The 12,954-nt window shown below is 47.9% G+C and carries 13 protein-coding genes; 7 read left to right on the top strand and 6 right to left on the bottom strand.

The genetic code is table 11. The features are described from left to right. Genes KME11_03580 through thiD form a run of 4 tightly spaced genes read right to left on the bottom strand, consistent with a single transcriptional unit; the run spans position 1 to position 3,590 of the window. The gene (locus tag KME11_03580; GenBank protein ID MBW4514287.1) at positions 1-1,182 is read right to left on the bottom strand and encodes a benzoate/H(+) symporter BenE family transporter; all 1,182 of its coding nucleotides are present in this window, start codon (positions 1,180-1,182) and stop codon (positions 1-3) included. 30 nt (positions 1,183-1,212) lie between these two features. Further along, entirely contained in the window at positions 1,213-2,013 is an 801-nt protein-coding gene (gene rsmG / locus KME11_03575; protein MBW4514286.1) for a 16S rRNA (guanine(527)-N(7))-methyltransferase RsmG, read from the bottom strand. A 32-nt stretch (positions 2,014-2,045) separates the two neighbouring features. After that, positions 2,046-2,714 carry an energy-coupling factor ABC transporter ATP-binding protein gene (locus tag KME11_03570; GenBank protein MBW4514285.1) on the bottom strand — a complete coding sequence of 223 codons (669 nt, stop codon included), beginning with the start codon at positions 2,712-2,714 and terminating at the stop codon, positions 2,046-2,048. A gap of 60 nt (positions 2,715-2,774) precedes the next feature. Next, positions 2,775-3,590, bottom strand: a complete 816-nt coding sequence (gene thiD / locus KME11_03565; GenBank protein MBW4514284.1) for a bifunctional hydroxymethylpyrimidine kinase/phosphomethylpyrimidine kinase — start codon at positions 3,588-3,590, stop codon at positions 2,775-2,777. A gap of 133 nt (positions 3,591-3,723) precedes the next feature. Between thiD and map the strand changes: the two genes are divergently transcribed. The 6 genes from map to KME11_03535 all read left to right on the top strand — a co-directional run bounded on the left by map (position 3,724) and on the right by KME11_03535 (position 8,973). Then, positions 3,724-4,521 (top strand): type I methionyl aminopeptidase, encoded by a 798-nt coding sequence (gene map, locus KME11_03560; GenBank protein MBW4514283.1) that lies wholly within the window; start codon positions 3,724-3,726, stop codon positions 4,519-4,521. Between the two features lie 36 nt (positions 4,522-4,557). After that, complete coding sequence (locus tag KME11_03555) at positions 4,558-5,877, top strand: FAD-binding oxidoreductase (protein MBW4514282.1); 1,320 nt, start codon at positions 4,558-4,560, stop codon at positions 5,875-5,877. A gap of 2 nt (positions 5,878-5,879) precedes the next feature. After that, a complete protein-coding gene (locus KME11_03550; protein MBW4514281.1) occupies positions 5,880-7,244 on the top strand; it encodes a 4Fe-4S dicluster domain-containing protein in 1,365 nt (454 codons plus the stop codon). Between the two features lie 112 nt (positions 7,245-7,356). Then, positions 7,357-7,506: a hypothetical protein gene (locus tag KME11_03545; GenBank protein MBW4514280.1), complete on the top strand. Its 150-nt coding sequence runs from the start codon at positions 7,357-7,359 to the stop codon at positions 7,504-7,506. Positions 7,507-7,572: 66 nt separating this feature from the next. Next, positions 7,573-8,163: a TetR/AcrR family transcriptional regulator gene (locus tag KME11_03540; protein ID MBW4514279.1), complete on the top strand. Its 591-nt coding sequence runs from the start codon at positions 7,573-7,575 to the stop codon at positions 8,161-8,163. A 60-nt stretch (positions 8,164-8,223) separates the two neighbouring features. After that, complete coding sequence (locus tag KME11_03535; GenBank protein MBW4514278.1) at positions 8,224-8,973, top strand: SDR family oxidoreductase; 750 nt, start codon at positions 8,224-8,226, stop codon at positions 8,971-8,973. Positions 8,974-10,005: 1,032 nt separating this feature from the next. Here KME11_03535 and KME11_03530 read toward each other — a convergent pair. Continuing rightward, the gene (locus tag KME11_03530; protein ID MBW4514277.1) at positions 10,006-10,407 is read right to left on the bottom strand and encodes a fasciclin domain-containing protein; all 402 of its coding nucleotides are present in this window, start codon (positions 10,405-10,407) and stop codon (positions 10,006-10,008) included. A gap of 538 nt (positions 10,408-10,945) precedes the next feature. On the opposite strand from KME11_03530, the gene KME11_03525 reads away from it, so the two are divergent. Beyond that, positions 10,946-11,668 (top strand): class I SAM-dependent methyltransferase, encoded by a 723-nt coding sequence (locus KME11_03525; protein ID MBW4514276.1) that lies wholly within the window; start codon positions 10,946-10,948, stop codon positions 11,666-11,668. Positions 11,669-11,701: 33 nt separating this feature from the next. Here KME11_03525 and KME11_03520 read toward each other — a convergent pair whose 3' ends face one another. Then, positions 11,702-12,937: a hypothetical protein gene (locus KME11_03520; protein MBW4514275.1), complete on the bottom strand. Its 1,236-nt coding sequence runs from the start codon at positions 12,935-12,937 to the stop codon at positions 11,702-11,704. Positions 12,938-12,954 lie beyond the last annotated feature (17 nt).

Genomic DNA, 12,954 nt, shown 5'->3' with positions numbered 1-12,954 from the left:
TTAGCAGCCAGAGGAGTTAGCTTTTTTAAGCTGCAATATTCCTAGTGCTAGTGTTCCTGCAATCAATCCCCAAAACGCGGCTCCAATGCCAAACAACGTCACGCCTGATGCCGTCACCAGGAAAGTGATAAGGGCGGGTTCTCGGTCTTTCTCATGAGCGAGGGCGGCGGCGAGTCCATTGCCAATGGTTCCTAGGAGCGCTAGACCCGCGATCGCCAACACCAATTCTTTGGGCAGTGCTGCAAACACCGCACCGACTGTTCCGCCCAAAACTCCAATCAACAGATAGAATACTCCTGCCGCGATCGCCGCCACATAGCGCTTGCCAGGATCTTCATGGGCTTCTCTGCCCATACAAATTGCAGCAGTAATGGCAGCGAGGCTAAGGGCAAAAGCTCCAAAAGGGGAGAGGGCGATCGTGGCTGCGCCTGTCCAACCAATGAGAGGCGAGATGGGCACTGAGTAGCCAGATGCGCGAATTATCGCAACCCCAGGCACATTTTGAGATGCCATTGTGACCACAAATAAAGGTAATGCCACCCCCACCAGCGCACTGACCGAGAATTGGGGCGAAGTGAAAACAGGCTGTGCCCATTGCAAGCTGACTGTCTCAAAATGCAGCAGTCCTTTAACGCCAGCAATGAGCAGCCCCAACCCTAAAGCAGAAATCACGGCATAGCGTGGAATCCAGCGACGAGCCACAAGGTACAGCAAAAACATAGCAAACGTCATCACAAACTGCGTTTTCATGGCAACAAACACATCTAAACCAAATCGCAACAGCACCCCCGATAGCATTCCTGATGCGATCGCCAGAGGAATCCGGTTAATAATGCGCTCAAACCAGCCGCTGAAGCCACAAAGGGTAATGAGTAGCCCTGAGACTAGAAACGCCCCGATCGCTTCTTCCATCGAGACTCCAGCTACCGTTGTGATCAGCATGGCGGCACCTGGCGTAGACCAGGCAGTGACGACTGGCACCCGATATCGCCAGGAGAGCAGAATGCAGGTTGACCCCATGCCCATTCCTAGGGCAAACATCCAGGAACCAATTTGAGTGGGTGAGGCGTTGAGGGTTTGGGCAGCCTGGAAAACAATGACCGCAGAGCTTGTAAAGCCAACGAGCACAGTGACGAAGCCCGCAATAATAGCAGAGGCAGAAAGATCTTTGAGGAAAGTCATGGGTTTGGCTAAAAAGGTAGAGCGATTGCCCTACTCAATATCTCGCCTCTGCGGTAACTTTTTCTGCACAGTCAAGACTTTTTTAAGATGAACACAGTGCCGAACTCCTTGACTCAGAGGTGTCGTTACCGCCTCCACTGCCTCAACCTCTCCACCCAGTTTTATAACGACAGATTTTAGAGCGATCGCCTCTTCCTCTGTCCACTGTCCTCGATAGAGCACCGCTGTACCGCCCACCTTTAACAGCGGCAAACAATACTGAGCACAAACTACTGCACTTGCCACCGCTCGAATCAGTACCAAATCATACTGCTCTCGATGCTCAGCACTTTTGCCTAACTGCTCGGCGCGTTCTACCCAAGTTTGAGCATTCGTAATGCCTAGCGAAGCTAACAATGAATCGAGGAAGACCAGTTTTTTACGCGTGGAATCTAGCAGAGTCACGAACCAGTCAGGACGAGCGATCGCCACAGGCACCCCTGGAAACCCACAACCTGTCCCAATATCAATCACCTTATAGAGAACTTGAGGATCTTCAGAAGCCACCTCTGCCTCTGCAATATCTGTTAGCCAAGGCTTAATCCCCACTAAAGAATCCCACAGATGCTTCTCCCAAAACTCTTGCGGCTCGGTAATTCGGGTCAGATTCAGCAGCCGATTCCCCTCTAGAATTTGCTCATAAAGCTTCTGAAACTGACTTTGCTGAGCCTCAGTCGGTTGCCACCCTAAAGTCTGATGCCAAACCTCATGCAGCGCTGGCAAATCAGGCTGTACTGAATCGGGCTGTGGTAAATCAGGCTCTAAAAAATCAGGCTGCGATAAATCCGACATGAACTCTCCTTTTTGCCCCACCTATCATCCCACTACCCTTGCACGACGGGTTGCTTGGTGACAAAACTTGCAGGATCAGCAGTAGCTAACTCTCCATGCTCTAGCGTCCAGCAGCGATCGGCGATCGCCATTAATTCTCCTGGCTCGTGAGACACAATAAGCAACGTCCACTCCTTTTTTAGTTCCCCTAGCAAGCTAATCAACTGCTGCCGCATCGACCAATCTAGCCCCGCTGTTGGTTCATCTAGCAAAAGGAGATAAGGCTGCCGAATTAATTGCACTGCCAAAGCCAACCGCCGCTGCTGCCCACCGCTGAGGGAACGGGGCGAAGTGCCCAGCGCAAGATGACTCAGGCGAACCGCAGCCAGCGCCTGATCAATCCGTTCCTTCCCCAATTCAGGATGTCCTAACCGGAGCTCTGACAGGATAGTGTGTCCACAAAAATGGCGTTCAGGAAATTGAAACACCAAACCGCCCAACTGCTGAAGATGATCAGGACTGAGTTCTTGATCGCGCCACAAGATTGTGCCCGATGTTTTCTTCGCCAAGCCTGCCAAAATCTCGAGAAGCGTGCTTTTCCCAGAACCACTAGGGCCCACAATTAAGCCCATTTGCTGAGGTGCTAACTCAAGGTTGATAGATTTAAGAATTGCTGATGGAGTGGCGGGCGGGTGGTAAACGAGATTCTTGAGATACAGCATTAAATAGCACTAGGATTGTTGACTCCATATTAGTGGAGGTTTTTGGGGATTTGGAAGGACTTAAGAGAGGAGCGGGAAGAAATGTCCGACGGGACCTTGCCCTTTTCCAATTCGGAGGGCATGGCGGAGAGCATGGGTGACGTAGATCTTGGCAGCCTGGGTAGCGGCGAAAGGAACATGACCCAGGGCAAGATTAGCGGCGATCGCGGCTGCTAAAGTGCAGCCTGTGCCATGGGTATCAGTGGTATCCACCGTCTCGGTTTGAAGAATCTCCAGGCGATCGCCATCAAACCACACATCTAATCCCCGTAGCTCATTCGCCATGCCGCCGCCTTTGACCAAAACGGCTTTTGCCCCCAAGGTAAATATTTTTTCGGCAGCAGTTTTCATTTCTGCCAAAGTATCAATGTCAATGCCGCTGAGAATTTGGGCTTCGTAGCGGTTGGGCGTGAGGACAGTGGCGAAGGGGATAAGACGATCGCGCAGGGTGGCGATCGCCTCATCATCAATTAACTGCGCTCCAGTGCGGGAAACCATCACCGGATCAACAACAATATTAGGTAACTCCAGCGCCTCGATTTGGCTTGCAACCGCCGCAATAATTTCCTGATTCAGCAGCATTCCAGTTTTTGCCGCCTGAATACCAATGTCCTCAACCACGGCAAGGATCTGAGCGACTACCGCAGCAGGCGGCAATGCATCAACCCGTGTCACGCCCATTGTATTTTGAGCCGTGACACAGGTGAGAGCGCAGGTACCATGAACTTGGTGAAAGGCAAAGGTTCGTAAATCAGCTTGAATGCCTGCCCCACCGCCGCTATCTGACCCCGCAATAGTCATGGCAACAGGGACGGTTGAGGAAGATATGGCAGTCATAAATAAGTAATCTGACCTGAAGAGGTAGTAGAAGGATAGTGTAAAACCTTTAGCGTTCTCAATCAACGCAGCCATTCAACATTTCCGTCTAAGATGAGTAACAGTGATAGAAAGATAGAAACATTAGAGATTCATGGATAACGAACAGATTGTCCTTTTGTCGAGCCGAGAGATTGAAAAGATGCGTCAGGCGGGGCGCGTTGCGGCTGAACTACTCGACTACTTGGAACCGATGGTTAAGCCAGGAGTGAGTACCCTAGCCCTAGATCAAGCCGCCGAAGCTTGGACGCAAGCACGAGGAGCGAAGAGTGCGCCTTTGGGTTATCCGGCAGGAAGCGATAATCCTTTCCCGCGATCGATTTGCACCAGCGTTAACGAGGTTGTTTGTCACGGCATTCCCAACGCCAAAGAAATTTTGCGAGATGGCGACATTATCAACATTGATGTTACGCCCTTGGTTGAGGGATATCATGGCGATGTCTCTCGCACCTTCTTTGTTGGAACCCCTTCACCAACAGCGCGACGGCTCGTAGAAGTGACCCAAGAGTGTTTAATGCGTGGCATTGCTGCTGTGAAACCCGGAGGCAGAGTCGGCGACATTGGGGCAGCCATTCAGGCTTATGCAGAATCCCAAGGCTTCTCGGTCGTGCGTGATTTCGTGGGACACGGAGTGAGTAGAATTTTCCATACGGCTCCCCAAATTCCTCACTATGGCATTCGTGGGAAGGGCAAAAAGTTTAGACCTGGCATGGTGTTTACTATCGAGCCAATGATTAATGAGGGCACCTGGGAAGTTGAGGTAATGCCCGACCAATGGACGGCTCTAACAAAAGATCGCAAGCTCTCAGCGCAGTTTGAACATACGATCGCCGTCACCCCCACAGGTGTCGAAATCCTCACGTTGTTACCCGCTCTCACCCCCAGCGTTTGAGCCGTTGATTTCAGAGAGCACTGGTTTATCAGGAGCATGAGTGACGTGAGCGGGATTGCCCAAACGTTAGAAAGCATTGTTGGATCATCAGGAGTAAAGACCTGGGAAAATTTGAAAGGTGAAGAGCGACTCCTTGCAGGTAGCTCGCAGAGCACGTGCCTGATCGCAGCCCTTGCCCCGAACTCCCTAGTTCAATGCATCGCCTACCCTAAAACCTTAGAAGAGCTATCGGAAGTTCTCGCTTGTGCTGATGCGAACCGCTGGCGAGTTTTGCCTTGCGGTCAGGGTAGTAAGCTGCACTGGGGCGGTTTAGGAGAGGTCGATCTAGGGGTTAGCACAGCGCGGCTAAATCGGCTGATTGACCATGCTGTGGGCGATTTGACCGTAACGGCTGAAGCGGGCATGAAGGTAGCAGACTTGCAGTTAGAACTGGCGAAAGGGGGGCAGTTTTTGGCGATCGATCCCTCATACTCTGCGACTGCAACCCTCGGTGGCATTGTGGCAACAGGCGATACTGGCGCACTACGACAACGATATGGTGGCATTCGAGATATGCTGATTGGGCTTTCCTTTGTGCGCAGTGATGGGGCGATCGCTAAAGCTGGCGGTCGCGTGGTCAAGAACGTTGCTGGGTACGACCTGATGAAGTTATTTACAGGCTCCTATGGCACCTTGGGCATTATCAATCAGGTCACTTTTCGGGTTTATCCTTTGCCAGCCGCAGCCCGGACAGTGATGTTACAGGGTGATGCGGGGGCGATCGCTGAAGTCACGAAAATCCTGCTCGCTTCGGCGTTAACACCAACTGCGATCGCCCTCCTCCCGGCTCAAATAGGGGTAGATAGCATGGGACTTTTGATCCGCTTCCAAAATATTGAGGTCAGCGTCGAACAACAAGCCGCCCGACTGCTCCAAGTGGGTGAAGCGCTAGGGCTAAAAGGGCAAGCCTGGGCAGGCATCGAGGAAGCCCAGTTATGGCAGCAATTGCAAGAACAAATAGAGACGCACACCCCCGCTTTTCCCATTGCCTGCAAAATAGGAGTACTCCCATCGAAAGCAGTCGAGACATTAGTGCAGATGAGGGCGATCGCTTCCGTCACAGGCTGTATTTACGCAGGTAGCGGTTTAGGAATGCTCCGGTTCAGCAATCTAACTGCCCCAGCCCTGCTTAGGCTTCGAGATCTCTGCCAGGCGCAAGGAGGTTTTCTCACCGTTTTAGAAGCACCCATTTCGCTCAAGCAAACCGTAGATGTTTGGGGCTACTCTGGCAATGCCCTGGAACTGATGCGAAAAATCAAAACCCAGTTCGACCCCAAAAATCTCCTCAGTCCCCGTCGGTTTGTCGGCGGAATTTAACAATGACTCAAACTGCCGATCCAACTAGCCCCAAGTTTGACCCCAATTATCCCCCCGACCCTAAGCTCATCGATGCTTGCGTTCACTGTGGCTTTTGCCTTTCCACTTGTCCCAGCTATCGGGTATTAGGCACAGAGATGGACTCCCCCAGGGGACGCATTTATTTAATGGATGCGATTAACGAAGGCGAAGCCCCTTTATCGCCCACATCGGTGCAGCATTTTGACTCTTGCCTGGGGTGTTTGGCTTGCGTCACCACTTGCCCCTCTGGTGTGCAGTACGACCAACTCATTGCCGCCACTCGCCCACAAATCGAGCGGAATCATGAACGCGGGCTGGGCGATCGCCTCTTCCGTCAACTCATCTTCTCGCTGTTTCCCTATCCCGATCGCCTTCGCCTTTTCCTCGTTCCCCTTGCCGTTTATCAATGGCTAGGACTACCCAAACTCATTCGCTCTAGCGGATTACTTCAGCGCTTATCGCCTCGTCTTGCTGCAATGGAGTCGTTGCTGCCTGCTGTCACCGCGCGATCGTTTCAAGACAACCTACCTGATGTCGTGCTGGCACAGGGCAAACAGCGTTACCGCGTCGGCATGATTTTGGGTTGCGTCCAGCGGCTATTCTTCAGCGATGTTAATGAAGCTACCGCTAGAGTCCTGAGCGCCAACGGTTGCGAGGTCGTCATTCCTAAAAGCCAAGGCTGTTGTGCGGCACTGCCCCAACACCAAGGACAAACTGACCAAGCACAGGCTTTGGCGAGACAAATGATCGATAGTTTTGAACACACAAATGTCGATGCCATCATCATTAATGCAGCAGGCTGTGGGCATACGCTAAAAGAATATGATCATATTTTGCAAGACGACCCGGAATACCGAGATAAGGCAAAGTCGTTTGTTAGCAAGGTTAGAGATGTGCAAGAGTTTCTGGCAGACGTAGGTTTAACTGCCAAGCTTTCTCCATTGCAAACAGAGCCGTTAACTATGGTTTATCAAGATGCTTGCCATCTTTTACATGGTCAAAAAATTAGTCTTCAACCGCGTCAACTCTTGCGTCAAATTCCCGGTGTAACGGTACGAGATCCTATTGATGCAGCATTATGTTGCGGAAGCGCTGGCGTTTACAATATGCTGCAACCCGAAGTGGCAGACGAGTTAGGGCAGCAGAAGGTAGATAATTTGCTGAACACAGGAGCAACATTAATCGCATCTTCTAACCCTGGATGTTCGCTACAAATCATGAAGCATTTAGAGAAGAAGGGAAAAGCGATCTCTTCGAGAAACCTGCAAGGGGTCGCTGTCATTCATCCTATTCGCTTGCTAGATTATTCCATTCGGGGAGTAATGCTAGAGGCTCAGTCTCGTTAAAAATAAAGGTTCAAAACGTTACTGCCAACTAAGTTGGGAACGTTCTTATATCATTTCTACAACAGCATCTCAATCAGCCCGTAATGATCAGTGACGGTAGTTTTAGCGGTGAGTGAAAGAGGGTAGCGATCGGCAACTAAAGCCGTCTAACGACCAAGTTCACCAGACGCAGATAACTTTTGCAACTCACCAATTAAATGGCAACGTTCCGGTGCAGCGACTTTATGCGGCGATCGCCACCAGTCAACTGATTGCATCTTAAAGGTCTGTCGTATGCCATTTACAAAAAACATTGACCATTCGGTTTAGGTAATGCTACTATGCCATCATGACCAGAGGGCCTGAGAAGCAATTTGATCCTGAAGTTGCCCTTTCAAAGGCAATGGATGTGTTTTGGGCACGAGGATATGAGGCAGCAAGCCTTTCTGAACTGCTGGAACACATGGGAATTGGCAAAAAGAGTCTCTACGATACGTTTGGCAACAAGCGATCGCTTTTTCTCAAGGCATTAGACCACTATGTCCACACAGAGGTAAAGTCCATTCGGAATCAGCTTTCGGCTCCGGGGTCGCCCCTAGCAAACCTAGAGCAAGTTCTACAAAATTTGCAGCACCGACATTCATTACCTAGAAGTCAAGGCTGTATGTTAGGCACTAATATTGCTGATTTCGATACAGAGGAGACGGAGATTGCATCCATTTTGCGTCACCATCTTCAAGGACTGGAAGATGCTTATTGCGTCGTCATTGATCGTGCTCAAAAAGCAGGTGAAATCAGTGCAGTCATCATCCCCCGCAACCTTGCCCGTCTGTTGCTTTGTACAACCCAGGGAATGGCTTTAATCGGTCGGGTCTTGGAAGATGAAACGCTTTTGCATAGCACCGTAGAGGCGACGTTGGCACTGCTCAAAACCGGTTAAATTTTTTGCCTTAACTTAGACCAATCAGTCTAAGTTTGTTATCATTTATGAGGTACAACTATGGCACGCTTGACGAACAAAACAGCCCTGATCACTGGAGGAACGACAGGGATCGGGTTTGAAACTGCCAAACAGTTTGTCGCGGAAGGGGCACAAGTGATGATTACTGGACAGAACGAGGAACGTCTGCAAACTGCTGTCAATGAACTCGGTGAAGCGGTGATTTCGGTTCAAGCAGATGTTCGCTCCCTCCGGGACTTGGACGCATTAGCAGCACGGGTCAAAGTAGAATTTGGTACGCTCGACATTCTGTTTGCAAATGCAGGCATTGGCTTGTTTGCTCCACTCGCTGCGATCGACGAAGTGTTCTATGATGACCAGTTTGACATCAACGTGAAAGGCGTGTTTTTTACCGTGCAGAAACTTGCTGAACTCCTGAATGACAGGGCAAGGGTGATTTTGAACGCATCCGCTGTGAATGAGAAGGGCGCAGCAATGGGCAGCGTATACTTTGCCACAAAGGCGGCAGTACGATCGTTGGCTCGAACTCTGGCGGCTGAACTAGCATCCCGTCAGATCCGAGTCAATGCCATCAGCCCTGGTTTTGTGCCCACGAATTTTCAAAGCAAAATGGGATTGCCACCAGAAGCACTGAATAGCTTTGGTGACTATGTTAAGCAGTCTGCCCCTTTGGGGCGGTTTGGGAAACCAGAGGAGATTGCTGCGGGTGTCGTTTTTCTTGCCAGTGATGAGTCTTCCTATATGACAGCAGCAGATCTCGTCGTTGATGGTGGGTTTATGAACGTTTGAAGCTAAGTTGGACTGTTACTTGACTAAAGCGCGATCGCTCTGCATTATTTACCGTTAGAGCGATCGCCTCTCACCCCATGGTTACGCCTTCATCAATAGCTTGAGCAGCGTAACTTCTTTTGAGAGAGTTTTTCCGTACATCACTCTAATTTAGGTCGATCGCAAGAATTCTTCTGCCGATCTCCCTAAATCCGGTGGATCGCAAGAATCTTTCCGCACATTTTCAGGTTTGTACGGTTATATGTGAGTATCATCAAGCACATAGCTATTGCTTTGGCTCAAGTGCTGATAGAGCCACACTCGAAAAAACTTTGATGGTGACAGTTTCTCTACGGGGTTAGACTGCGCCTGTGTACCTTGTGCTTGCGAGTCAAGGATGTTGATTTTGCCTACCGTTAGATGCTAAAGCGCGATCGCAATATTTCTTCGACAGGTTTGCAAATCTGCTACAAAAGCATCTGAGATAATATCAATGCCCTCCTCAACCCGTCCTCCTAGCTGCTGCAATTCCTTAGATGCAATGACGACAGACTAGAAACGACAGTTTCTTGCCGTGCTCGCAGTTGAGGGTAGTACTCATAACCAATGCCCCGATTTGCACCCGTAATTAAGTACGTTGTTATCCAAATTCCTCTCGTTTCATTGAAGCGATTTTTTCAAAAGACACTGATAGATTAGCTCAAAGTCTCGCCTTCGACTAGCATGATGTCGCTCCACAAAATGATATTTATTTCTTTGAAAATCTCATGAAACAACACTGAACTCTTCGATTACATTTCCCTTAAAAATTGATAACTAAGAATCTCAAAGCTTTAGTTTAGAAAACCTTGGGGTGAAAAGTGAATGTGATGTTGATTGCTTCGCCTTACCCTAAACACAAGTTCTAAAGTTGTTTGTGTTCTTGTACTTGCTTAGTTGCACAAGTATCCCTAAACAAAGTGGGTCAGTAGCTGCTAAAAGCTATGACCCACACTTAGTTAACGTTAACAACTTGTTAACGTTAACGAGTTTTGATGCTATTTAAGCGGTTGCTTATGCAGGAAGCAATACTGTATCAATAATATGAATAACGCCATTATCAGCAGCAACATCAGGTGTTACAACTGTAGAATCATTAATTTTAACGCCGTTAGAAGCATCAATTTTAACATCTGAGCCTTCAACTGTTGTCGCCGTTTTCAGCTTAACAACATCAGCCGCCATTACCTTGCCTGAGACAACGTGGTAAGTCAAGATCTGCTTGAGCTTAGGAATATCTCCAAGCAGACTCTCAACTGTTCCAGCAGGAAGTTTAGCGAATGCTTCATCAGAAGGAGCGAAAACAGTAAAGGGACCTGCGCCTTTAAGAGTTTCTACTAAACCAGCAGCTTTAATTGCAGTTACTAGGGTGCTAAAAGAGCCAGCACCAACAGCGGTATCAATAATATCAGCCATGCGTTTTACCTAGTTTGTTTTGCGTAGACCGTTACAATGTAACGTACTTTTAACAAAAAGTGTAACCCTAAAATTTTGCTAAATAATCTTGAGAAACTTTGAATTCTCTCCTCAGCGCCGAAGAAGAGAAAACTCTGTTGCAACAAGGGTTTTCTCTGTTAGTCCTGTAGTTAGCGCGATCGCTCTTCTGTAAAAAAGTTAGATTTTCTAGCGATCGCACAAAGTTCTTAACAAGAAATTAACAACGTCTTAAACTAGTGTTCATTCCAGCGCTTAGAGCTTTCAGAAACTTTAACTTTAATCATCCAAAGACGGTTGTATCGATTACTTAGCTACGTTGATAACGATATTTTATGTCAGTAGAAACTGTCTGGTAAAGGCGATCGCTTTAAGATCAATTTTGTGATTAGTCTGAGGGCGATCGTAGGTAATCGTCCACTATTTAGCAGAACTAATTGCAACTCCAATCTAGAATCTAGATACTACCTTTACTTCATAACCTCCTTACGATATGCACAGCAATTACCCTGTACGTAAAATGTCTGAAGAAGAGCGATTTCAGTCTGACTATTTTGCCTACTTTGAACAGCCAGAAAATGCCACTCGTTATACGCCAGCCGTTCACTTTATAGAGGAAGCATTTAGAGAGAAACCATACTCTTTGTTAGACTTGGGCTGTGGAAATGGGGCTTTGCTCAAATATTTATCTTCTCAATGCGAATACTTGGGGATTGATCATAGTGCATATGCTATTGAATACTGTTCAACTAAACATCCTGATCGAACCTTTGTTTGCCAAGACTTATGGGTCTTTCTGCGGAAACTAGCTGCGGAAGGCAGAAAGTTTGACGTAGTGCTACTAGGTGGAATGATATTCCATACCGTTGATAAGGAAAGTCAGCAGCATAAGGATGAGCAACAAATTATTCAATTTTGTTTAGATAGGATTGTCAGCGAGAGTGGATACTTAATTATTATTGTGGGATTCAATTATGGTGACCATCCAGCACATAGTCTGTTTGTTCGAGCAGAATGGCTGTATAAGTTAGTCGGAACAATGCTGAGAACCGCAAAAGCAAACATTGCTTATGAAAATATGTCGTTGCAAATTGGCTTGAACGAAAAGATTCAACAGCAAGAGGTGGTTCCTGATTGGTTTGTTCCAGACAGTACTGCTGACTACTTAAGTCAGTTTTCTGGAACATACGTGGCAAGTTGGACGTTTATTGTTTCCTCATATTCAAAAAATAAGAGGAATTAGCGGATTGAGAAGGAGACTATTTGGTATTTCTGATCAACCTTGAGTAATGTCGATCGCCCCTAAAGTTACGGTTGCTCTTCCCTGATCGGTGTTATCGCCCAGAAACAAAAAGCTAGGTAAGACGTATGGGCTAGCAGGCAGCGGCGGATTGCTAGTTGCGGGATTAAACTCGTAGGTTCGGAGTGCCCCTTTAAGGATAGAGGCGTTGTTGGCAAACAGTTCGTAGCCGTCGCCCTTCACTGCGAGTTTGTAATTAGTAAAGATATTGGTGCTAAAAATAGCGGTTTCAGATTCGGTAAAAGTGCTGGATTGAGCAAAAATGCGATCGCTCTTAAATCCTAATTCAATTCCCTTAGCATCTTCGCTAATTAAAGTAATGCTAAACCCTGCCCGATCAGGATTACTCACTTCTGAAGTCACAGCAAGCCTAAATGAGAGACTGTAACCTGCAGTGCGATCGAGCGTTGGGAAGGCTGGGTTAACCTTTGCAGATTTAAAGGTCAAAGGAAATGGAGTTGCAATCGTGGCGGTGTAGTTGCTGTAGCCTGCATAGCCTTTATTCAGATCTGCGGTTGTCGCAATACCTTCATCGGTTTTGAACGTGACACCCGTTGTACCTGAAGTTTGAACAACAGTTTTAGCAGTGTTTGACAGAAAGGGCGGTTGATTGATCAGGGAAGAGATTGGAATTTGGTTAAAGTCTAGCCAGCCTTGCGTTTTAGGCAATCCAGTGCCGCTGAAAAGGGATGTGGTGATTCCAAGAGTAGGAAGTGAATTGGGAATTGGAACTAAAACAGGGGGAATCGGAACTGGATTTGGAATGGGATTGGGATCGAAAGTCGGGAGCGGTTCAGGATCAGCGATCGCGGTCGGGCTGCTAATAGCAACGCTGTAATTTATTTTATTTTTAGACGATCGCACCCGCAAATAATAATCACCAGGATTTAATGTGGCAATACTGATTTGGGGAACGTTGCTGCTACCAGAACGAGCAACGCGGATAAGATTTTTGCGAATATCTTTTCTTTTAAGGTTGCTGAAATCTATTTTACCGATTTTTTTAATAGCTTTGCGATTCTTTAGGGTAAACAGTTCAGCCGCGATCGCTCCTGAAAAGTTCACGTTCAGCCCACTGCTGCTACCCACGCTGAAGGTATACAGATCATCGCGATCGCCTGAACCTATAGAATCTTTGAAGTTTAACGTTTTGGCACCCAAGCTGCCCAGTTTTTTAGCAGATGCCAGAGTATTACCTGCGAAATCTTTCATCTTGTTCTACCTTTTAA

This window comes from Timaviella obliquedivisa GSE-PSE-MK23-08B, assembly GCA_019358855.1.
In the GTDB taxonomy this organism is placed as follows: Bacteria; Cyanobacteriota; Cyanobacteriia; order Elainellales; family Elainellaceae; genus Timaviella; species Timaviella obliquedivisa.
Note: the sequence above shows the minus strand (reverse complement) of the source record. Positions and strands in the feature narration are given on the sequence as shown.